Origin of the sequence: Streptomyces yatensis, from assembly GCF_018069625.1 — a bacterium.
GTDB classification, from domain to species: Bacteria; Actinomycetota; Actinomycetes; order Streptomycetales; family Streptomycetaceae; genus Streptomyces; species Streptomyces yatensis.
The window spans coordinates 9585795-9608215 of sequence record NZ_CP072941.1 but is presented as its reverse complement, the minus strand read 5'-3'; the positions used below and the strand labels follow the sequence as shown (position 1 = coordinate 9608215).

The 22421-nt window shown below is 72.7% G+C and carries 18 protein-coding genes; 9 read left to right on the top strand and 9 right to left on the bottom strand.

Annotated features, from left to right (window positions below; genetic code table 11):
- Nucleotides 1-67: 67 nt before the first annotated feature.
- On the bottom strand, nt 68-1774 hold the full coding sequence (locus J8403_RS40120; protein ID WP_425519867.1) for a CocE/NonD family hydrolase: 1707 nt from the start codon (nt 1772-1774) through the stop codon (nt 68-70).
- A 98-nt stretch (nt 1775-1872) separates the two neighbouring features.
- On the opposite strand from J8403_RS40120, the gene J8403_RS40115 reads away from it, so the two are divergent.
- Nucleotides 1873-2595 (top strand): TetR/AcrR family transcriptional regulator, encoded by a 723-nt coding sequence (locus J8403_RS40115; protein WP_246586219.1) that lies wholly within the window; start codon nt 1873-1875, stop codon nt 2593-2595.
- A 39-nt stretch (nt 2596-2634) separates the two neighbouring features.
- Here J8403_RS40115 and J8403_RS40110 read toward each other — a convergent pair whose 3' ends face one another.
- Together J8403_RS40110 and J8403_RS40105 are read right to left on the bottom strand one after the other, a co-directional pair.
- Nucleotides 2635-3093 (bottom strand): RrF2 family transcriptional regulator, encoded by a 459-nt coding sequence (locus tag J8403_RS40110; RefSeq protein ID WP_211127467.1) that lies wholly within the window; start codon nt 3091-3093, stop codon nt 2635-2637.
- Between the two features lie 33 nt (nt 3094-3126).
- Nucleotides 3127-4314 carry an acyl-CoA dehydrogenase family protein gene (locus tag J8403_RS40105; protein WP_211128671.1) on the bottom strand — a complete coding sequence of 396 codons (1188 nt, stop codon included), beginning with the start codon at nt 4312-4314 and terminating at the stop codon, nt 3127-3129.
- A gap of 165 nt (nt 4315-4479) precedes the next feature.
- Between J8403_RS40105 and J8403_RS40100 the strand changes: the two genes are divergently transcribed.
- Nucleotides 4480-7524: a SpoIIE family protein phosphatase gene (locus J8403_RS40100; RefSeq protein ID WP_246586218.1), complete on the top strand. Its 3045-nt coding sequence runs from the start codon at nt 4480-4482 to the stop codon at nt 7522-7524.
- Between the two features lie 17 nt (nt 7525-7541).
- Here the strand turns inward: J8403_RS40100 and J8403_RS40095 are convergent, their stop codons facing one another.
- Nucleotides 7542-8282 carry an SDR family NAD(P)-dependent oxidoreductase gene (locus J8403_RS40095; protein WP_211127466.1) on the bottom strand — a complete coding sequence of 247 codons (741 nt, stop codon included), beginning with the start codon at nt 8280-8282 and terminating at the stop codon, nt 7542-7544.
- 232 nt (nt 8283-8514) lie between these two features.
- Here J8403_RS40095 and J8403_RS40090 point away from each other — a divergent pair, with 232 nt between their 5' ends.
- Complete coding sequence (locus J8403_RS40090; RefSeq protein ID WP_246586217.1) at nt 8515-9330, top strand: SDR family oxidoreductase; 816 nt, start codon at nt 8515-8517, stop codon at nt 9328-9330.
- 50 nt (nt 9331-9380) lie between these two features.
- Nucleotides 9381-11114, top strand: coding sequence for an IlvD/Edd family dehydratase (locus J8403_RS40085; protein ID WP_211127465.1), 1734 nt, complete (start codon nt 9381-9383; stop codon nt 11112-11114).
- A 90-nt stretch (nt 11115-11204) separates the two neighbouring features.
- Here J8403_RS40085 and J8403_RS40080 read toward each other — a convergent pair whose 3' ends face one another.
- The 4 genes from J8403_RS40080 to J8403_RS40065 all read right to left on the bottom strand — a co-directional run bounded on the left by J8403_RS40080 (nt 11205) and on the right by J8403_RS40065 (nt 15413).
- Nucleotides 11205-12212: an alpha/beta hydrolase fold domain-containing protein gene (locus J8403_RS40080; protein ID WP_211127464.1), complete on the bottom strand. Its 1008-nt coding sequence runs from the start codon at nt 12210-12212 to the stop codon at nt 11205-11207.
- Between the two features lie 155 nt (nt 12213-12367).
- Nucleotides 12368-13102: a TIGR03943 family putative permease subunit gene (locus tag J8403_RS40075; protein WP_211127463.1), complete on the bottom strand. Its 735-nt coding sequence runs from the start codon at nt 13100-13102 to the stop codon at nt 12368-12370.
- Nucleotides 13099-14112 (bottom strand): permease, encoded by a 1014-nt coding sequence (locus J8403_RS40070; protein ID WP_211127462.1) that lies wholly within the window; start codon nt 14110-14112, stop codon nt 13099-13101. The genes J8403_RS40075 and J8403_RS40070 overlap by 4 nt, the downstream gene beginning before the upstream one ends.
- 146 nt (nt 14113-14258) lie before the next feature.
- On the bottom strand, nt 14259-15413 hold the full coding sequence (locus tag J8403_RS40065) for a Gfo/Idh/MocA family protein (protein ID WP_211127461.1): 1155 nt from the start codon (nt 15411-15413) through the stop codon (nt 14259-14261).
- 112 nt (nt 15414-15525) lie between these two features.
- On the opposite strand from J8403_RS40065, the gene J8403_RS40060 reads away from it, so the two are divergent.
- Nucleotides 15526-16533, top strand: a complete 1008-nt coding sequence (locus J8403_RS40060) for a LacI family DNA-binding transcriptional regulator (RefSeq protein ID WP_211127460.1) — start codon at nt 15526-15528, stop codon at nt 16531-16533.
- Nucleotides 16534-16639: 106 nt separating this feature from the next.
- Complete coding sequence (locus J8403_RS40055; RefSeq protein WP_425519866.1) at nt 16640-19219, top strand: alpha-L-arabinofuranosidase C-terminal domain-containing protein; 2580 nt, start codon at nt 16640-16642, stop codon at nt 19217-19219.
- 27 nt (nt 19220-19246) lie between these two features.
- Here J8403_RS40055 and J8403_RS40050 read toward each other — a convergent pair whose 3' ends face one another.
- Entirely contained in the window at nt 19247-19501 is a 255-nt protein-coding gene (locus J8403_RS40050; protein WP_211127458.1) for a hypothetical protein, read from the bottom strand.
- A 158-nt stretch (nt 19502-19659) separates the two neighbouring features.
- Here J8403_RS40050 and J8403_RS40045 point away from each other — a divergent pair, with 158 nt between their 5' ends.
- From J8403_RS40045 to J8403_RS40035, 3 genes are all read left to right on the top strand, one after another.
- Entirely contained in the window at nt 19660-20841 is a 1182-nt protein-coding gene (locus tag J8403_RS40045) for a sensor histidine kinase (protein WP_211127457.1), read from the top strand.
- A gap of 15 nt (nt 20842-20856) precedes the next feature.
- Nucleotides 20857-21516, top strand: a complete 660-nt coding sequence (locus tag J8403_RS40040) for a response regulator transcription factor (RefSeq protein ID WP_211127456.1) — start codon at nt 20857-20859, stop codon at nt 21514-21516.
- Between the two features lie 195 nt (nt 21517-21711).
- Nucleotides 21712-22356 (top strand): TetR/AcrR family transcriptional regulator, encoded by a 645-nt coding sequence (locus J8403_RS40035; RefSeq protein WP_211127455.1) that lies wholly within the window; start codon nt 21712-21714, stop codon nt 22354-22356.
- Nucleotides 22357-22421: the final 65 nt, after the last annotated feature.

The following is a 22421-nucleotide window of genomic DNA, read 5'->3' as shown; positions in this document are numbered from 1 at the left end:
CCGCCCGGCGCCGGGCGAAAGTGTGCACCGACGGCCGGCGCGCCCCCCGCGCGCGCCGGTCGCCGGCTCACCGCTCGGCGCGGACCACCGGGAGGTCCAGCACCGAGGCTCCGTGCACGGTGATGCGCACGGGCGTGAGGGTGGCCGCGTCGAGCGCCGGCTCGCCGCTTCCGGTGTTGCGGGCGGAACGGGGGTGGGCGCCGCCGCTGATCTGCAGGCGGACCCGGTGGCCGGGCAGGAAGCGGTGGGCGGTGGAACTCATCGGCACGGTGAGCTGCACGGGCTGCTCCGGCCCGGTCGGCAGTCGTACCAGCCCGTCGCACACATTGACCGAACGGCCCTTTTCGTCGACGTCGCACAGGCGGGCGAAGACATCGGCGTACCCGGTGTCGGTGGAGATCCGCAGCCGCGCCCTGACCGGGCCGAGGACGTCCATGGGCTCGTCCATCGGCTCGCCGGTGAACGTCAGCACATCCGGGCGCTTCTCGAGATCGCCGTTGTCACGGTTTCCGGCGGTGGGCGAGAGCAGCGGCCCGCCGATGGAGGGGGTGGGGTCGGCCGGGTCGTAGCGGAAGGAGGCCAGTGAGGCGGACGCCTCGGGCGACCGCCGGGTGAGCCGCCCGCCCTCCGCGGGGTACCACGGGGCGGTGTCCGGGGACGGCGGCCAGTCGTCCAGCTCCCGCCAGCGCTCCTGGCCGCCGATGTGCACCCGCACCCGGGCCGGGCGCAGCCCCGAGGGGTCGTCGCACAGATGCGCACGCAGCCAGGCGAGACTTTCGGCGAAGACCTCCGGCCAGCCCCGCTGCAGCGCGGAGGTGTGCGTCCACGGTCCGATGAGCAGGGAGGTGCCGCAGCCGGACCGCCGCAGCCTGCCGTACTGCTCGAAGGTCTGGTCCACCAGCGCGTCCTGCCAGCCGCCGATCAGACAGGTGGGGACGTTCAGGCCGTCGGCGGCGCCACCGGTGGACGCGCCGTCCCAGAACGGGTCGTCGGCGTCCGGATGGGACATCGCGGCGTCCAGCCAGGGCAGTTCACCTCCGAGGCCACGCACATACGATCCGCGCAGCGGCAGCGCCCGCGTGATGTGCCGCAGATGGCGCTTGAGGCGCAGCGTGGCCCGTACGAAGGGGCCGAACCCCCGGTGCTGGAAGGTCATGCCGGAGCCGACGAGCAGGGCGTTCTCCAGCTGGAGCGCGCCGCCGCGGTGGAACAGGGCATGGGGGTCGTGCAGCCCGACCTGCACCACCATCGCCCGCAGCTCCGGCGGCGGGTCCAGGGCGAGCGCCCACTGCACATAGCCGAGGTAGCTGGGGCCGATGGTGCCCAGCGCGCCGTTGAACCAGGGCCGGTCCCGCAGCCACGCCACGGCGGCCCGGCCATCGGCCGCCTCATTGCGCCACAGGTCGAATGCGCCGCCCGAGCCACCGGTGCCGCGGCAGCTCTGCAGGACGACGTGGAAGCCCTGCTCGGCGAAGAGCATCCCGAACATGGGCGACCAGGGCACTCCCCTGCCGTAGGGCGAGCGCACCAGCAGGGTGGGGAAGTCGCCCTCGGCGCGGGGGAAGTAGTGGTCCGCGCGGAGGGTGCTGCCGTCGGCGGCCGGCACCTCGAGGTCCGGCTCCCATCCGGCCTCGTACCGCCTGGCCGGCAGGCCGCGCCAGGTCGCCCGCATCATCCGCGCCGCCGGCGGCGGCTTGCCCGAGGGCGCGACCCAGGTGGCCGCGGCCACTCCGTCGGTGACCCCGGACCCGGCGTCCCGTGTAGGTGACGTCATTCCGCATTCCCCTCCCTGCATTTCCGTACCACGTACGAGAATAGTAGATGCTTGGATGGATTCCGCAAGTCGCCATGGCGGGAAGGAGCGATCAGGTCGTGGTTCGCGGTGATGGATCCGGCGCCGGAGGCGTCGATCCCCAGCAGCTGTGGCAGAGTCCCCAGCAGCCCCGCAAGGGGCGTAAACCCGCCTTCAGCCGTGAGGCGATCACCGCCGCGGCCGTCACCCTGGCGGACGCCGAGGGCATCGACGCGGTCACCATGCGGCGGGTGGCGTCGCAGGTCGGCGCCGGGGTCATGTCGCTCTACAGCTACGCTCCCGACAAGGAGACGCTGCTGCTGCTGATGGTCGACCACGTCAACGGCGAGCTGTCACCGCCGGCCCCGCTGACCGGCGACTGGCGCGCCGATCTGAAGGCCATCGCCCATGCCCAGCGGGCACTGATGCTGCGCCACCCCTGGCTTCCCGCCGCGCTGTTCAACCGCCGCTGGTCCTTCGGGCCGCACACCCTGGACTTCGTGGAATACGCGCTCGCCGCCCTGCGGCCCACCGCGCTGGACGGCGGTGCGAAGCTGGAGGTGTTCAGCCTGATCACGGGTTTCGTCGCCGGACTCGTCGCCGATGAGATCGCTCAGGCCGCGCTCGCCGACTCACCCGACCGGGCCGCCGCCGATGCCCGGTACCTCGCCGCGGTGGCCGCCGACGGACACCACCCCGAGCTCGCCGAGGCGCTCTCCGCCCCCACCCGCCCGCTCACCCCCGACGCCACGTTCACCCGGCTGCTCGACCGCATGGTCGACGGCCTGGACGCGGGGTCGTAGGACGGCGGCCGCGAGCCCGGCCTGTCCACCCGACAGACCCTAGGGATTGGTCCATGCCTCGGGGTCCTCGGCGAGGCCCAGGACGTCGCCGGGCAGCCGGGCCGCGGCCACCTCCGCGAGGGTCACCTCGCCGAGGATCTTGCGCACATTGGCCCGCACCGCGATCCACAGCGGCAGCAGCGACTCCGCAGGTCCGCAGTACGACAGCTCGGGCGGGCGCACTCCGCGCACCGACACCAGAGGCCCGTCGACCACCCGGATCACCTCGGCGATGCTGATGGTGTCCGCCGGGCGGGCCAGCCGGTAGCCGCCATTGCCCCCGCGCTGGCTGGCCACCAGCCCGCCCCGGCGCAGGTCGCCCAGGATCCCTTCGAGGAACTTGTGCGGAATGCCCTGCGCACCGGCGATCGCCTCGGCCTTGACGGAGGTGTCCTCTTCCGCCGCGGCCAGTTCCAACGCCGCCCGCACCGCATAGTCCGCCTTCGCCGAGATCCGCATACCGTGATTATCCGCCACCGGCGCGGCGGGCCGTCAGAAGGGCAGGATGAACGGGGGGTGCTCGCCGTTGAGGAAGTAGTCCCCGACCTCGTGGAGCCGGTGGGCGACGGGGTCGTAGAGCGTATGGGTGCGCGCGTTGCGCCAGAAGCGGTCGAAGCCGTAGGCGGAGGAGGCGGAGCGCGCCCCGACGACGTCCAGGGCGCGGGCGGTGGCGTCGTGGGCGGCCCGGGAGGCGGCGGCCTCGGCCGCGGCGGCGAGCACGGTGATCTCGGCGCATTCGTCGTCGGTCAGGTCCTCGCCCCGCGCCAACCCGCCGTCCAGGGCCTCCAGCGCCTGATCGGCGAGGGCGGCGGCGGAGAACGTGGCGACGGTGAGCTCCCCGTAGGTGGTCAGCGCGTACGGATCGCGCGGGGAGGTGTGCGGCCAGGGCGCGTGCACGGCCCTGGTGTACTCGCGGGCCTCGGCGAGCACCCCCTGCGCGATCCCGAGACAGATCTGCGCCGAGACCAGACGTCCGGTCGGCGCGGCCAGACCGCTGAAGGGCGACGGGGTGTCCTCGTCCCAGGAGAGCGGGCCGAGCACCGCGTCGTCCCCGACCGGCACCGCGTCGAACTCCACGCTTCCGCCGGCCGCCAGCCGCTGCCCGAAGGTGTCCCCGTCGTCGCTGCCGCACACCACACCGGGATCGGCGGTGTCGACGAGCACGGCGACTGGCTCGCCGGTGTCGGCGTGGGTGGCGCGGACGGCCAGCCGGTCGGCGACCAGGACGCCGGTGGCGTACCCCTGGCGTCCGTTCACCACCAGGCCGTCTCTCCCGGTGGTGAGCGTCAGCCGTGGCTCGCCGGTGGTCAGCCCGCCGCCCCAGCACCACTGCCCCGCCGCCGACTCGCGCTCCAGCCGGGCGGCCGGCTCGGCCCCGCCGAAGAAGCGGGCGCTGAAGGACAGCAGGTAGTGGCAGCCGAGCACCTGGCCGATCGCGCCATCGGCCGAAGCGATCTTCCGGACGACGGCGCAGGCCGTGGACCAGTCCGCTCCCCCGCCCCCGTGCTCGGCGGGGATCAGCAGCGCCAGCAGCCCCGCCTCGCGCAACCGGGCGACCTCGTCGTACGGCGTCTTGCCGGCCTGGTCGCGGATGACCGCGTCCGTGGCGAGGTCGTCCGCCGCCTCGCCGGCGATCTGCAGCCACCACGCGCGGTCGGGCGCTTCGGCCACCGCATCCATCACCGTCACGCCCGCTCCCCTCCATCCGGCCGGACTTCATCATTCCCTATTTTTCCAGTAGGGAAAATAGGGAACTCGGCCATGAACGCCCGGTGAGTGATGTCGGGCATATGCCAGTGCTACGTTTGTCCGAGAATGCTCTATTCCATGAGGTGAGGTCCGGGGATGGAGGAGCGGCGCGGAACAGACGCGGTGGGGCGCTCCCGCTCATGGGGCGACGAACGGCTTTCCCTGCTCTCGACGGTGGGCGTTGCGCTGGGCGACCGTGAGGCGCTGCAGCACGCCCTGGACCAGGCGGTCTCCGAGCTGGGCGGACTCGCGGGGCTGATGCACTGGTCCTGCGGCCCGGCCGGCAGCCGTACGCTGCGCCTGGTCCTGGCCAGCGGGCTGCCGCTGCCCGCCCTCGTGGGCTGGGAGGAGATCCGCCAGGACGAGGCCCCGCTCGCCCCCGCCCGGGCCGTGCGGGACGGCCACTTCGTCTGGCTGCCGGCGGCCGCCGACGAGACCCCCGGGCCCGGCGAGACCCCCGGGCCCGAGGAGACTCTCGGAACCGGGGAGACTCTCGGAACCGGGGAGACCGGCCGTCCCTCCTCCGGGGCCCTGCCGGCGGAAACCACGGTGGCATCGGTTCCGCTGACCGGGCCGGACGGGCCGGTGGGCGCGCTGTCCGTCCTCACCGGCCCGCGGGAGCCGACCCCGGAACAGGCCGCCTTCCTCGAAGCGGTGGGCCGCTGGGCCGAGCGGCGCCTCTCGCGCTCGGCGGGCGGCATCGGCGACTGCGACGAACACCCGTGGTGGCATCAGCGGCCGGGTGGCTCGGTGCTGCAGCAGCCCCTGGAAGTGGTCAACGTCGGCTCCTGGGAATGGGGCATCCGCACCGGTGAGATGTGGTGGGACCGGGCGGGCCAGACGCTCCTGGGCATCCCCCGCGGCTACGAGCGGCGGATCAAGAGCTGGATCGACCTGATCCACCCCGAGGACATGCCACGGGTGATGGCCGCCACCGAGAAGTCGCTCCGTGAGCGCAGCGGGTACGAGGCCGAGTACCGGGTCCGCCGCCCCGACGGGACCAGCGGGTGGGTGCAGAGCCGCGCCCATCTCGAACTCGACGAGGACGGCGAGCCCGTCCGCATGATCGGGAAGGTCTGGGACACCACCGAGAGCCGGATGGCCCGGGAGTCGGTGGGGCAGGCGCTGCGGTACATGAGCGACGCGTTCTTCGCGGTGGACCGGGACTGGCGGATCACCTTCCTCAATGTCGAGGCCGAGCGCCTGGTCGGCCCGGCCGCGGAGGTGCTCGGCAGGCCCCTCTGGGAGGGTCCCGCGGGCACGGTCCCCGAGCTGGAGGAGCGCTGCCGGCACGCCGCCGACGACGGCAGGCCGACCGGGTTCGACATCCGGTGGCCCACCGATGACCGCTGGTACCACATCCGGCTGGTCTCCGTACCCGATGGACTGACGGCCTATCTCACCGATGCGACCGAGCGCCGCACCCAGGCCGCGCGGCGCGCGGCGGCCGAGCGTGCCGGGGCCGAACAGGCCGCCAGGATCAGCGCGTTGGCCAGCGCGCTCGCCGACGCGGTGACCACCCAGGACGTCATCCAGGTCGTCGCCGCGCAGGTACTGCCGCCGTTCGGCGCCTCGGGTCTGCTGGTGCTGTCCCTGGAGGGCGGCCGGCTGAACGTGGTGGGCTCCGTGGGCTATCCCCGCGCCTTCCTCCGCAGGGTCGACGGGGTCCCGGCCTTCGGGGGCTACCGGCTGCTCAACGAAGTGCTCAGCTCACGGCGGCCGCTCTTCATCTCCTCGACCGAGGAGTACCAGCGGCTCTTCCCCGATCTGTCCGGCAGTCCCGCCCTGGCCCGGAAGAACGCCTGGGCCGTGCTGCCCCTGATCGCCTCGGGCAACGCCATCGGCACCTGCAGCGTCTCCTTCGACGAGCCCCGCCTCCTCACCGCCGATGAGCGCAGCCTGCTCACCGCCCTCAGCGGAATGGTCGCCCAGGCGCTGGCCCGGGCCCGTCTCTATGACACCGAGCACGCCCGCGCCCAGGCGCTCCAGCGCGGGCTGCTGCCCCGGATCCTGCCCTCGCCGGCCGCCCTCACCCCCGCCGTCCGCTATCTGCCCGCCAGCAGCGGTACGGACATCGGCGGCGACTGGTACGACGTCATTCCGCTGTCCGCGGAGCGGGTGGCCGTCGTCATCGGCGATGTGATGGGCCACGGTCTGGCCGAGGCCGCCACCATGGGGCGGCTGCGCACCGCCGTGCACACGCTCGCCAACCTGGAACTGCCTCCCGAGGAGGTCCTGGCCCATCTGAACGAGGTCGTCAGCGATCTGGGCGACGACTCCTTCGCCACCTGTCTGTACGCGGTGTACGACCCCGTCTCGGGCGGCTGCTCCCTCGCCCGCGCCGGTCACCCCCCGCCCCTGATCGTGCACCCCGACGGAGGCGTGGAGTGCCTGGACCCGACGCCCGATCCGCCGCTGGGGGCCGCCGAGCCCCCGTTCTCCACCGTGGATCTCCAGGTGCCCGACGGCACTTTGCTGGTGCTGTTCACCGACGGTCTGGTGGAGTCCGCGGCGCGCGACATCGACACCGGCATCGCCGAGTGCACCCAGGTGCTCACCAGTGAGTACGGCCGGCTCCTCACCTGTCCTCCGCGCCGTCCGCGCACCAACGGCCGGGGGGCGGGCGGCGAGCACGGCGAGGACCACGACCGGCTCGACCGGCTCTGTGACCTCCTGGTCGGGACCATGCTGCCCGCCCAGCGGCTGACCGCCGACGACACCGCGCTGCTGATCGCCCGGCTCCACGGACTGCCCTCCGGGAACACCGCCGGGTGGCCGCTGCCGGAGGACCCGGTGGCCGCCGGTCTCGCCCGCACTCATGTCCGCGAACAGCTGGAGGCATGGGATCTCGGCGATCTCGTCATGACCACCGAACTGCTGGTGAGCGAGCTCGTGGCCAATGTCGTACGGCACGCCAAGGGGCCGACCCGGCTCCGGCTGATCCGTGGCAGCTCGCTGATCTGCGAGGTCTCGGACGCCAGCTCCACCACTCCCCGGATCCGCCGGGCCGCCGAGACGGACGAGGGCGGGCGGGGGCTGCAGCTGGTCTCCGCGCTCTCGCAGCGCTGGGGGACCCGCTACACCGCCGAGGGCAAGTGCATCTGGACGGAACAGCCCCTCGCGTACAGCGGCGCGATCTAGGAACGCGGCGGTGCGCGTCAGCCGATGGCGAGTTCGCCGCCCCGGGCCTCGAGGATGGCGCCGGTGATGTAGCTCGCGCGCGAGGAGACCAGGAACAGCACGGCTTCGGCGATCTCCTCGGGCGCCGCGGGCCGGTCCAGGACCGTGGCCCGCGCCACGGTCCGTAGCGCCTCCTCTCCCATCTCGGAGGTGCCCGGCGTACGGACCGGGCCCGAACGGACGGCGTTGACCCGGACTCCCCGGCCGCCGAACTCATCGGCCCACACCCGGGTCAGCAGCTCCAGCGCGGCCTTCGAGGCGCCGTACGCCCCGGCGTTGCGGGCGGGGGCACCGGCGGCGATGGTGCTGAGATTGACGATGGCCCCGTGGCCCCGAGCGGCCATGCCCGGTGCGAGCCGCCCGACCAGCAGCAGCGGTGCGCGGGCGTTGATGGCCATATGGACGTCGAACATCTCGGGCGAGGTCCCGGCGGTGTCCGCGAACCGGTAGACGCCGGCGTTGTTGACCAGGACGTCCACCTCCCCCGCCTCGTCGGCCAGCCGCCGCACATCGTCGGCCTCGGCGAGATCCGCCGCCACGAACCTGGCCGTGGCCCCCGCCGCGGACACCTCCTCGACCACCTCCGCACCCCGCCGCGCGTCCCGGCCGTGGACGACCACCTCGGCCCCCAGGGCCGCCAGACGCAGCGCCACGGCGCGGCCGATCCCCGCCGTGGCGCCCGTGACCAGGGCCGTGGCTCCGGACAGCTCACCACTCATGCGGACACTCCTCACCGTGTGCCGGACACCGATCCACACCGCATGCACCGGATGCTTACCGCACCCGCCCACCCCGGGCCGGACGGCTCGCCGCCCCTGAGGCTGAACGGGCGCTGCCGCCCGGTGACGGGACGCCATATCCGCCGATCCGCCCGGAACCGGACGACGACGGCCCCGGCTCCGCGGCTGACACGATCTTCCGCGTGACGCTGGTCTTTGCTGTACTGCGGGGGTGCGGGAAACATCGTCAACCAGCCATGTCGCCCTGGTGACGGGGGCGAACCAGGGAATCGGCGCCGCGACGGCACGAGCGCTGGCGGCCCGCGGGGTCGCGGTGCTCTGCACCTATCTGCGTCCGCCCGCCCCCGGCGAGGGGGACGCCGCGGATCCGTACCACGCCGCGCGATCCATCGACGGCGAGGAGGTCGCGGCGCGGATCCGCCGGGCCGGCGGGCGGGCCGAGGCGTTCGAGGCGGACCTCGGCGACCCCGCGGTTCCGGGGCGGCTCTTCGACCTCGCGGAGGACCGCCTGGGCCCGGTCGACATCCTGGTCAACAACGCCTCGGGATGGATCCAGGACACCTTCACCCCCGATCCGGCCGACCGGTTCGACCGGCCGCTGCGGCCCGTCACCGCCCAGACCTGGTCCCGGCAGTTCGCGGTGGACGCGATGGCGCCGGCGCTGCTGATCGGTGAGCTGGCCCGCCGCCACCGGGCACGCGGTGCCGACTGGGGGCGGATCGTGGGCCTGACCTCGGGAGGGGAACTCGGTTTCCCCGGAGAGGTGTCCTACGGCGCGGCGAAGGCGGCGCAGACCGACTACACCCTGTCGGCGGCCGCGGAGCTGGCCTCCCTCGGCATCACGGCCAATGTGGTGCAGCCGCCCGTGACCGACACCGGGTGGGTCACGGACGAGGTCCGGCGGTTCGTCGCCTCGAGCGCCACCCATTTCCATGTCGCCGATCCGGACGAGGTCGCGAAGACCATCGTCTTCCTCGCCTCGGACGAGGCCGCACTCATCACCGGAAACGTCATCACCCTTCGCTGAGAAGGCTCTTCGCCCAGACTCCAGCACCGTTCGCCAGAGGGAGTGCAGAAGTGACTGACACGGGAACACACGGCCGGCGGCGCAGCGCGGCCTGGTTCGGCGCGGAGGGCCGGTCCGGCATGGTCTACCGGTCCTGGATGCGCAACCAGGGCTATTCAGGGGAGGTGTTCGACGGCCGTCCGGTGATCGGCATCGCCACGACCTGGTCGGAGCTGGCGCCCTGCAACAGCCATCTGCAGCGGGTGGCGGAGTCGGTGAAACGCGGGGTCTGGCAGGCCGGTGGCTTTCCGCTGGAGTTCCCGGCGATGGCACTGGGCGAGACGTTGATGCGGCCCACCGCGATGCTGTACCGCAATCTGCTGGCCATGGAGGCCGAGGAGCTGATACGGGCCAATCCGCTGGACGGTGTGGTGCTGCTGTCCGGCTGTGACAAGACCACCCCCGGTCTGCTGATGGCCGCCTCCAGCGTCGATCTGCCGGCCATCATGGTCACCGGTGGCCCGATGCTCAACGGCAAGTACCGGGGCGGGGATGTGGGCTCGGGCACGCAGGTGTGGCGGTTCGAGGCCGAGCTCGCGGCCGGGCGGATGACCGAGGAGGAGTGCTTCTTCGCCGAGGGCTGCATGGCGCGGTCCAACGGGCACTGCATGACCATGGGGACCGCGTCCACCATGGCGTCGATGGCCGAGGCGCTCGGTATGCAACTGCCCTATTCGGCGAGCTGGCCGGCGGTGGACTCGCGGCGGTACGAGACGGCGCAGCGCGCCGGACAGCGGATCGTGGCCATGGTGGAGGAGGATCTGCGGCCGTCGCAGATCATGACCCGGGCGGCGTTCGAGAACGCGATACGGGTCAACGCGGCCATCGGCGGCTCCACCAACGCGGTGATCCATCTGCTGGCCATCGCGGGGCGGTTGGGGGTGCCGCTGACGCTCGACGACTTCGACGCGCTGGCCCGGGAGGTGCCCACACTGGTCGATCTGCAGCCCTCCGGACGGTTCCTGATGGAGGACTTCTGCTATGCCGGGGGCCTTCCGGTGGTGATGCGCGAGCTGGGCGCGCTGCTGCACACGGATGCGGCCACGGTGAACGGGCGCACGGTGGCGGAGAACGTCGGCGACGCCGAGTGCTGGAACCGCGAGGTGATCCGGACCCTGGACGACCCGTTCCAGGAGGCGGGCACCGGCACCGCGGTGCTGCGCGGCAATCTCGCACCCAACGGCGCGGTGATCAAACAGTCCGCCGCATCGCGCCATCTGCTCCAACACCGGGGCCGGGCCCTGGTGTTCGACACACCGGAGGACTACATCGCCGTTCACGCCGACGAGGACCTGCCGGTGGACGAGGACACCGTGCTGGTGATCCGGGGCAGCGGCCCCCGTGGCTACCCGGGCATGCCGGAGGTCTCCAATGTGGTGCTGCCGCCCAAGTTGCTGCGCCAGGGCGTCGAGGACATGGTGCGGATCTGCGACGGCCGGATGTCCGGCACCGGCTTCGGCACCGTCGTGCTCCATGTGGCCCCCGAATCCGCCGTCGGCGGCCCGCTGGCGCTGGTGCGCGACGGCGACTGGATCACCCTGGACGTCCCGGCGCGTGCGCTGACGCTGGAGGTGGCCGAGGAGGAGCTGGAGCGCCGGCGGGCCGCCTGGGAGCCCCCGCCACCGGTCGCCGCCCGGGGCTGGAGCAGGCTCTACACCGAGCATGTGCTCCAGGCGGACCAGGGGCTGGACCTGGACTTCCTGGTCGGTTCCAGCGGACACGAGGTGCCCCGCGAGTCCCACTGACCCTCTGCTACGACCACCGCCGACGGGCGGTCAGTTCGCTCCCGCGGCGGACGTGAGCGGGCCGTGCGTACGGCCCGCGCACCGCCGCCGTCAGTGGGCCAGGAGCCTGCGCAGCCACCGCCGCCGCGCCTCCCGTGCGTCCCGCGAGACGGCGGCCTCCGGTGCCATGCCGCTGAAGCCGTGGAAGGCACCGGACCAGACGTGCAGTTCGGCCGTTCCCCCGGCTCGCCAGATGCGGCGGGCGTAGTCCACGTCCTCGTCGCGGAAGGTCTCCGCCGAGCCGACGTCGATGAACGCGGGCGGCAGTCCGGACAGATCCGTGGCACGGGCGGGTGCGGCGTACGGCGAGACGTCGTCGCCCCCGCGTGCGTCGCCGAGCAGCGCGGTCCATCCGGCCTCGTTGGCGGCGCGGTCCCACACCCCGATCCCGGTCATCTGCAGGGCGGACGGCGTGTCGTTGCGGTCGTCGAGCATGGGACACATCAGCAGCTGCCCGAACAGGGCCGGGCCGCCGCGGTCCCGGGCCTGCAGCGCGACGGCCGCGCCGAGGCCGCCACCGGCGCTGCCGCCCACGACCACGATGCGCGCCGGGTCGATGCCCAGCTCTTCGGCGTGTTCGGCGGTCCAGCGCAGCCCGGCGTAACAGTCCTCGACCGGTCCCGGATGCCGGGTCCCCGGCGCGAGGCGGTATTCGACGGACACCACGGAGAGCCGCAGTTCCTGCGCGAGGTCGAGCAACTCGGGCATGCCCAGGCGGTTGTGGCCGACCGTCATGCCACCGCCGTGGATGTGATACAGCGCCGGTACGGGAGTGGCCGCGTCGGCCAACCGGCAGATCAGCAGCGAGACCTCCGGCGCGTCCGCCGGGCCGGGGACGGACCGCTCCTCGACCAGGAAAGCCCCGTCGCGCTCCAGATCCTCGTTCGTCAGCGTCTCCATACCGGGCACGCCCTGACCGTCCCCCGCCTCCGGATCCGCCCCGGATCCACCGGGCCGCAGTATCCCGTTGATGGCCGCGAGTGGCGCGATGAGCTCCGGGTCGAACGGCGGCGGCCCGAGCGGCGCCGTGGCCGCCGGGTCGGGGGTGGTGTTCGCCATGGTCGGCTCCCAGGGTCGTGGTGACGGACATCCCCCGTCGCCGACCACCCACTGCCCGAATTGGCGGCCGCCGCGCGGACGATCTTACCGGCCGGGTGGCGGGACGACGGCCGGGTGGCGGGACGACGGCCGGTTCGTACCCGGGCACCGGGCGGTCAGCCGTTCCAGCTCTCGTCGTACGGATCGCGCGGGGCCGGGACCGGCCGGGAGCCGCTGACCTCGAGGTACGGGATGGCGCCACCGCCCACGGGGTCCTTGGTCCGTTTGCGGGTGTAGGTGCCGATGACCCGGAGCCAGGTGTCGGGTTGCAGCACCGGGGGGATCCGCCCGGTCAGCCCGATCTTGACGGGCTGGGCATCGGCGGCACAGCAGTTGAGGGCCATGCGGACGAGGTAGGGGGCGCCGTGGCCGTCGAGGGCGACGAAACCGGTGACCTCGATCCTGCGGTGCTCCAGCGAGCGCCCGTGGTCGTACACCGCACGGCCCGCGTAGTCGGCCACGTTGAGCCGGAGCGGGTCACCGGCGGGGAGCGCGGGGAAGCCCCAGGGGCGTTGCAGCGCCGTGCCGGTGTGCATGGCGGTGTACGAGCCCAGCGCGGGCGGCGCCACCAGGATGAGGGCGAACAGCGGGAGCACGAGGAGCCAGGAGACCCGTGGTTCCCGGTGGGCATGGCCGCCGTCGCCCTCCTCCGGGTGCGGGTCGCCGTCGGCCGTGCGCGGCCGCTCGTACCAGAGGGTGGCGACGGCGGCCGCGATCAGGACGACACCGGCCGCGAGGAGCAACGGGCGCAGCCCCGCCTTCACATAGCGCAGGTACAGGCCGGTGAAACCGGCCCGCAGCACCGCCCCGCCGATGAGGAACAGCACGATCGCCTGGGCCTTCCGGTTCACAGCAGCACCGCCCCGACCAGGACCGACATCAGCACGGCGAGGACGAAGGTGGCGGGCGCGAACCGCAGCGCGAACCCGCGGCCGAAGGTACCCGTCTGCATGGCGAACAGCTTCAGGTCGATCATCGGCCCGACGACCAGGAACGCCAGCCGGGCGGTGAGCGAGAACTGAGACAGGGACGCGGCCACGAAGGCGTCGGCCTCCGAGCAGATCGACAGCAGCACCGCGAGGACCGCCAGGGCGAGGATCGACACGACCGGGTCATCCGCCGCGCCACGCAGCCAGCTCGCCGGCACCACGGCCTTGAGGGTGGCCGCGGCCATCGCGCCGACGACGAGGAAACCACCGGCGTGCATCACATCGTGGCGTACGGACGCCCAGAACGCGGCGCCCCTGCCCTGGCCGTGGAAGGAGGGACGGGCCGGTGGGCGCAGCCAGTCGGCCCGCCCCAGCCGCTGCCACAGCCAGCCCATCGCACACGCCACGAGCAGACTGGCCACGAACCGGGCGAGCACCATCTCCGGGTCGCGGGGGAACGCGACGGCGGTGGCGGTCAGCACGATCGGGTTGATCGCCGGCGCGGACAGCAGAAACGCCAGCGCCGCCGCGGGGGTGACACCCCGGCGCACCAGCGCCCCGGCCACCGGCACCGAGGCGCATTCACAGCCGGGCAGCACCGCCCCGGCCACCCCCGCCACCGGCACCGCGAGGGCGGGCCGCCGCGGCAGCGCGCGGGCGAAGAACGACGGCGGGACGAACACCGCGATGAGCGCCGACAGCACCACCCCGAGCACCAGGAAGGGCAGGGCCTGGAGGACCACCGCGACGAACACGGTCAGCCAGCTCTGCGTCACCGGAGCCGACAGCGCCCGGCGGATCGGCCCCTGCGCCGTGATCACCAGGACCAGCAGCATGATCAGGCCGAGCGACGAATCGAACCGCCCGCCCCGCGGCTCGCCCGCGGCGCGGCGGCCGGCCCCGGGCGGGGCCGCTTTGGTCGTGGTGCTCACGGGTGAGGTACCTCCGGCGTCGAGGGTGCGTGCGCGGTTTCCCGCCCCCTCCAGTACGCCGGTTCAGGCCCGAGTGCTCACCGCGGCCACCCGCGATCCGGACGTTCTGTGCCCACCACGGTCCGGACGTGCCCGAGCCGCGCCGCTCAGCCGGGACTCACCCAGGTGCCCCGCTCGGCGGAGCGGGCCATGGCGTCCAGCACGGTGGCGCTGTGCACGGCGTCGTCCAACGTGGCGCCGTGGGCGGTGCCCTCGGCGATGGAGCGCACGAACTGGTACGCCTCGATCACCTTCAGATCGTCATAGCCCATGCTGTTGGCCGCGCCGGGCTGGAAGGCGGCGTACTCGCCGTGCCCGGGGCCGATGTACACGGTGGAGACCGGCTGGTCCTGGTAGGCGGTGCCGTGGCTGACGCCGAGTTCGCCCATGCGCCGGAAGTCCCAGAAGACCGCGCCCTTGGTGCCGTGGATCTCGAAGCCATAGGTGTTCTGCTCGCCGACCGAGACCCGGCACGCCTCCAGCACCCCCCGGGCGCCGGAGGCGAAGCGCAGCAGACAGGAGACGTAGTCCTCGTTCTCCACCGGTCCCAGCTCGCCGCCGGTGGCCCGGGTGTGGCCGGCGGTGGCGCCGGTGGGGCGGGCCCGCTCGGGCACGAACACGGCGGTGTCGGCGGTCAGGGCGTCGATCTCGCCGAGCAGGAAACGGGCCAGGTCCACCCCGTGTGAGGCGAGGTCGCCCAGCACTCCGCTGCCGCCACGCGCACGTTCGTACCGCCAGGTCAGGGCACCCTCGGGGTGGGCGGCGTAGTCGCTGAAGAGGCGGACGCGGGCATGGGTGACGGTGCCGATCTCCCCGGCGGCGATCATGGCGCGTGCGGTCTGGACGGCGGGCGCGTTGCGGTAGTTGAAGCCGACCGCGCCCTGGACCCCGGCCTCGGCCACGGCGGCGGCGACCGCGCGGGCGTCGTCGGCCGTGAGTCCGACCGGCTTCTCGATCCAGATGTGCTTGCCCGCCCGGGCCATGGCGATGCCGATCTCGCGGTGCAGAAAGTTCGGCGCGGCGATGCTCACGGCCTGGATCCGGGGGTCGGCGGCGACCTCCTGCCAGTCGCGGACGGCGGTGGTGAAGCCGTACCGTCCGGCGGCCTCCTCGGCCCGTCCGGGCACCTCGTCGGCGACGGCGACCAGTTCGGGCCGTACGGACAGCTGCGGGAAGTGGTGCGGCAGCCGGACGTACGCCTGGGTGTGCACCCGTCCCATCCAGCCGAATCCCACGACGGCGACCCCGAGCGTACTCACCATGACTGCCCTTCTTTGGACCGTTCCAGAAATCTCCCGGCCCACACTGGAAGCCGTGTCCGCAGGGTGTCAACCCCTTTGACAACCACGTCCACCCTGTGGAACGGTCCAGACCATGAGACCACCGACGATCCGCGATGTCGCCGAACGGGCCGGAGTGTCGAAGTCGCTGGTCTCCCTGGTGCTGCGCGGCTCCGAGCAGGTGCGCCCCGAGAAGCGGCAGGCCGTCCTGGCCGCCGTCGAGGAGCTCGGCTACCGGCCCAACGCCGCCGCGCGCAGCCTCAGCGAGCGGCGCACCCGGACCGTCGGGGTGCTCCTCAACGACCTGCGCAACCCCTGGTTCGTGGAGCTGCTCGACGGCCTCAACTCCCAGCTGTACGCGAGCGGTCTGCGGACGCTGCTGGCCGACGGCCGGCTCAACCGGCGGCTCGGCGACGACCTCACCCACACCTTCACCGAGCTGCGGGTCGACGGCCTGATCGCGGTCGGCACGCTCCCGGATCCGGCGGCGGTGCGCACGGCGGCCGCGCGGGTGCCCACGGTGGTCGCGGGCAGCCGCGAGCCCGTGCTGCCCCACGTGGACATCGTCGCGGGCGACGACGAGCTGGGCGCCCGCCTCGCCACCGAGCACCTCATCGGCCTGGGCCACCGGCGCATCGCCCATATCACCGGCCAGGGAGTGGTGGGCGAACTGCGCCGCCGCGGCTTCGAGGCGGTCATGCGCGAGCACGGCCTGTCCGGGTCGGCGGCCGTGGAGCAGGGCGATCTGACCGAGGAGGGCGGCTACCGGGCCACGGTCCGGCTGCTGGGCGCGCCGCACCGGCCCACCGCCGTCTTCGCGTTCAACGACATGGCGGGGGTCGGCGCCCTGTCGGCCGCCGAGGAGCTCGGCCTGCGGGTGCCGGACGACCTCTCCCTCGTCGGCTACGACAACACCTATCTCGCGCGGCTGCGCCATCTGTGGCTCACCACCGTGGACAACGCGAACCACGACATCGGCCGTCGCGCCGCACGCCGCCTGCTCGACCGGATCGCCGACCCCACCCGCCCCGGCGAGGTCGCCCTCACCGCTCCGGCCCTGGAGGTCCGCGGTACGACCGCGCCGCCGCGATCGACCGACTGACCGTCACACACCGCCCATTGACGCCCCGCCGGTCCCTTGCCTATCGTCCGTCCGAAGTACTGAGCAATGTCCGATATCTCGAACATTCTGCGGTACAGGAGTCGCCATGCGATCAATGGGACGCATCAGACCGGGCCTCGGCCTCACCCTGAGCGCTCTGCTCACCACCTCGCTCGCCGCCGCGTCGCTCACCGGTCCCCCGGCCGCCGGGGCCTCCTCCGCGGCCGTGACCGACTACTCGATCACCGTCGATCCGGACCGCGCGGGCCCGGAGATCGACGACGCGATGTACGGCATCTTCTACGAGGACATCAACCGCGCCGCGGACGGCGGGCTCTACGCCGAGCTGGTCCAGAACCGGTCCTTCGAGTACGACACCGCCGACCACGCCTCGTACACACCGCTCACCTCGTGGACCGAAACCACGACCGGCGGCGCCACCGGCACGGCCCGGGTGGTGAACGACGAGGCGCGGCTGGGCGAGAAGAACCGCAACTACCTGCGGCTGGATCTGCGCGGGGACGGCGGTGGCGCCGGTGCGGGATACGGCGTCACCAACGCCGGATACAACACCGGCATCGCGGTCCGGGCCGGAAAGACGTACGACTTCTCGGTGTGGGCCCGCACCGAGAATCCCTCGGGTACCCCGCTGACGATCGGTCTGCACACCGCCTCGGGCGCCGCCCCGCTCGCCACGGCGCTGCGCGCCACCGTGCGCGGGGACCGCTGGACGAAGTACACCGGAACGCTCACCGCGCGCGCCACGGACCCCACCGGACGGCTCGCGGTGACCGCCGGCGGTGGCGGCACCCTCCGGCTCGACATGGTCTCCCTCTTCCCCCGGGACACCTACAAGGGCCGCCCGAACGGGCTGCGCAAGGACCTCGCGGAGAAGATCGCCGCACTGAAGCCGGGCTTTCTGCGCTTCCCCGGCGGCTGTCTGGTGAACACCGGCAGCCACCGGGCGTACGAGGCACCGGGCTGGGAGCGCAAGCGGTCCTACCAGTGGAAGGACACCGTCGGCCCGGTCGAGGAGCGGCCCACCAACGCCAACTTCTGGGGCTACAACCAGTCCTACGGCCTCGGCTACTACGAGTACTTCCAGTTCGCCGAGGACATCGGCGCGACACCGCTGCCCGTGGTGCCCGCCCTGGTCACCGGCTGCGGCCAGAACAAGGCCACCGACGACCCCGAGCTGCTGAAGCGGCACATCCAGGACACCCTCGATCTGATCGAGTTCGCGAACGGCCCGGTGACCTCCACCTGGGGCAAGAAGCGCGCGGAGATGGGGCATCCGAAGCCCTTCGGGCTGAACCGTCTGGAGGTCGGCAACGAGGAGAACCTCCCCGACGCCTTCTTCGAGCGCTTCACCGCATTCCGCACGGCCATCGAGGCCAAGCACCCGGAGATCACCGTGATCAGCAACTCCGGGCCCGACGACAGCGGTGTCACCTTCGACCGCGCGTGGGAGCTGAACCGCGCGGCCGAGGTGAAGATGGTCGACGAGCACTACTACAACAGCCCCCAGTGGTTCCTGGAGAACAACAAGCGCTACGACTCCTACGACCGCCAGGGCCCGAAGGTGTTCCTCGGTGAATACGCCTCGCAGGACAACCGCTTCGGCAACTCCCTCGCCGAGGCCGCGTACATGACCGGCCTGGAGCGCAACGCCGATGTGGTGAAGATGGCCTCCTACGCCCCGCTGCTGGCCAACAAGGACTACGTCCAGTGGCGGCCGGATCTGATCTGGTACGACAACGCCGCCGCCTGGGGCTCGACCAGCTACGAGACCCAGAAGCTGTTCATGAACAACGTCGGCGACCAGCTCGTGCCGAGCCAGGCGTCCGCCACCCCGTCCCTCCCCTCCGGCCCGATCACCGGCGCCGTCGGCCTGTCCACCTGGGCCACCAGCGCCGCCTACGACGACGTCCAGGTCACCTCGGCGGACGGGGCCACGCTGCTGAGCGACGACTTCTCCGGAGGCGACGGCAAGTGGACGAAGGCCACCGGGACCGGCTCCTGGCAGGTGCGGGACGGCGCGTATGTGCAGTCCGACACCGGTGCCGAGAACACCATGGTCACCGCGGGCGACCGCGGCTGGCAGAACTACGACCTGAAGCTGAAGGCCACCAAGCGCGCGGGCGGCGAGGGCTTCCTCATCGCCTTCGGGGTCAAGGACACCGGCAACTACTACTGGTGGAACCTGGGTGGCTGGGGCAACACCCGATCCGCCGTGGAGAAGGCCACCGACGGCGCCAAGCAGACGATGGCCGAGGACGGCACCACGATCGAGACGGGCCGGGCGTACGACGTGCGGATCGAGGTCCGCGGCCGGCAGGTGACGCTGTACCTGGACGGGAAGAAGTGGGGCGCGTTCACCGATGACAAGGTCGCCGAGCCGTTCCGCCAGGTGGTGACGCGCGACAAGGCCACCGGTGAGCTCATCGTCAAGGTCGTCAACGCCCAGGACGCGGCCGCCCGCACCCGCATCGATCTCGGCCAGGGGGTCAAGGTCCGGCGCACCGCTCGGCTGACCACGCTCCAGGGCGACCCGGACGCGGTGAACACCGCCACGGATCAGCCCATCAGACCGAGCAGTTCCACACTCGACGGTGTGGACACCACCTTCAGCCACACCTTCCCGGCGAACTCCATCACGTGTCTGCGGATCGCCACGCGGAAGTGAGACGGGCGCGGCCGGTGACCCGAGCGGTCACCGGCCGCGGTCTCCTCCGCGGCTTCGATCGCCGATCGCACCGCCCGCCGCGCCCACCGCCAGGCCGAGGACGACCATCACCACGTAGCCGTAGACCTCATAGCCGTCGGGGACGACGAAGCGGACGAATCCCATGAAGTGGAGCCAGCCCCACCATTCGTGCAGCAGACCGCTTCCGCCGCCGACGACGAGGGTGAAGGAGAGCAGATGCGACACCGCGGCGAGCGGGGAAGTGTCCTTGGTGGATGTCATGGCCCGAACCTAGGCGGGCCGCCCCGGACCGCGGATCGGGCACACGGCGGCGAGGCGATGACCAAAGAACACCGACCGCCGCCGGGGAGTCGTACTTAAGTATCCGCTCGCGGCGCCCGTCCCCGCTCGCCCGCCGGGTCCGCGTAGATTGCCGGGACATGCGCCGCATCCACCGCACCCGCCGGGACTGGGCAGCCGATCTGGGGCTGATGCTCTTCGCCGCCTGCTTCGCCGCCGCCAGCTCGGATTCCCTGCCGATCGAGGACGGCCTCGATCCGCTGTGGCGGACCGTCGACCAGGTGATCGGCGGGCTGGGGTGTGCGACGGTTCTGCTGCGGCGGCGGTGGCCGGTGCCGCTGGCGGTGGCGCTGCTGCTGGCGGGCAGCGAGCTGTCGCACTATCTGACCGGTCCGGCGATGGTGGCGGTGTTCACGGTGGCCGCGGCCCGGCCGTGGCGCGCCACGGCATGGGTGGCGGCGGTGGCCTTCGTACCGCTTCCCGTCTTCCTGTGGCAGCTGCCGGAGGTGTCCGGGGACCGGAAGAGCTCGGCGCTGATGTACTTCGCGCTGATCGCCGGGGCCATCGGCTGGGGGTTGTTCCGGCGGTCCCGGCAGCAGCTGATCGCCTCACTGCGGGAGCGCGCCGAACTGGCCGAGGCGGACGCCGAGTTGCGGGCGGAGCGGGTCCGCCGGGAGGCGCGGGAGGAGATCGCGCGGGAGATGCATGATGTGCTGGGGCACCGGCTGACGCTGCTGAGCGTGCACGCGGGGGCGCTGGAGTTCCATACGGGCGCGCCCCGGGAGGAGATCGCAAAGGCCGCCGGGGTGATCCGGGAGAGCGCCCGTCTGGCGCTGCGCGATCTGCGCGAGGTGATCGGGGTGCTGCGCGCGGGACCGGCGGAGGACGAGCGGCCCCAGCCCGAACTGGCCGACCTGGCCCGGCTGGTGGCGGAGGCACGGGCGGCGGGCGGCCGGATCGAGCTGACCGGGCCGCCCGAGGGACCGGCCCCGCCGCCCATGGTGGGGCGGACGGCGTACCGCATCGTCCAGGAGGCGCTGACCAACGCGCGCAAACACGCGCCCGGCGCCGCGGTCACCGTACGGGTGGCCGGGGGCCCGGCCGACCGGCTGACGGTGGAGGTCCGCACCGCGCCACCGCGCGGAGCGGCCGCGGACGCCGGCGGTGGCGAAGACGGCGGGCAGGGGCTGATCGGGCTGGCCGAACGGGCCCGGCTGGCCGGTGGCGAGCTGAGCGCGGGTCCGGGGCCCGACGGTTTCCGGGTCCGCGCCTGGCTACCCTGGCCTGCGGCGGACCCGGTGTCCGCCGCAGGCCAGGGGTGAGGGAGGACGGCGCGGGTGATCCATCTCCTGCTGGTGGACGACGACGCGATCGTACGGGCCGGGCTGCGCCTGATGCTCGGCGGCGCCCCGGACATCGAGGTCGTGGCGGAGGCCGCCGACGGGGCGGAGGTGCCGGCCCTGGTCGCGGCGCACCGGCCCGATGTGGTGCTGATGGACATCCGGATGCCGGGCGTGGACGGGCTGACCGCCACCACCGAGCTCCGGGCCCGGCCCGGCGCCCCGGAGGTGCTGGTGCTGACCACCTTCCACACCGACGCGCATGTGCTGCGCGCGCTGCGCGGCGGAGCGGCCGGGTTTCTCCTCAAGGACACCCCGCCACAGGACATCGTCACGGCCATCCGGACGGTGGCCGCCGGGGATCCGGTGCTCTCCCCCGCCGTCACCCGCCGCCTCATCGAGCAGGTGGCGGGCGGCGGGCAGGAGGACCGGGCCACCGCCGCCCGGGCCCGGCTTGCGCTGCTGGGCGAGCGGGAGCGGGAGGTGGCCCGGGCGGTCGGGGGCGGCCGCTCCAACGCGGAGATCGCCCGGGAGCTGCATCTGGCGCTGCCGACCGTGAAGGCCCATGTGTCGCGCATCCTGACCCGGCTGGACCTCAACAACCGCGTCCAGATCGCCCTGCTGGTCCACGACGCCGGGGAGTCGTACGGCGGCTGACCGACGCTCCTCACGCCGTGGGGTCGTGGCGGGTGGTGCACGCGGTTCCGATGGCACCCTGACTTAAATCAGTCGCTTGACTTAAGACTGCCCATGGGGTTGCCTGATCATGTCGATGACCACCCCGGAACCGAGGGAGAGCGTCGTGGATCGAGGCAACGGCGAGCGACCGCTCGTGCCGGCGAGGTGGTGATCGTGGCCGCCAGGACCGTACGGCACGAACGGGCCGATGCCACGCGAGAGGCGATCCTGGCCGCCGCGGAGCGGCTCTTCGCCGAGCGCGGGGTGTACGCGGTCTCCAACCGCCAGGTGAGCGAGGCCGCCGGACAGGGCAACAACGCGGCGGTCGGCTACCACTTCGGCACCAAGGCCGACCTGGTACGGGCGATCGCCCGGCAACACGCCGAGCAGGTCGAGCGGTTGCGCGAGCGGCTGCTGGACGAGATCGGCGACTCCACCGACGTACGGGACTGGGTGGCCTGTCTGGTGCACCCGGTCCTCGAACATCTGGCGGACATGGGCAGCCCCACCTGGTACGCGCGGTTCTGCGCCCAGGTGATGACCGACCCCGCGCTCCACGAGATCATGGCCGAGGAGTCCCTGGCCTCCCCGGCGCTGCGGCACACCCTCGAAGGGTTCAACCGGTGCCTCCCCGAGCTGCCGCTCGAGGTGCACATCGAGCGCGGCGCCATGGCGCGCAATCTGATCCTGCACATGTGCTCCGAGCGGGAACGCGCACTCGCCGAGAACACCGCCACGCCCCGGTCCAGCTGGCACGACGCCGCCACCGGCCTGATCGACGGCATCGTCGGGCTGTGGCTGGCGCCCGTCACCCGCTGAACGCGGCTCCGCACACCGGCGGTCCGTGAGGGCCGTCGGGGGACAACGGGGGTTCCACCACACGC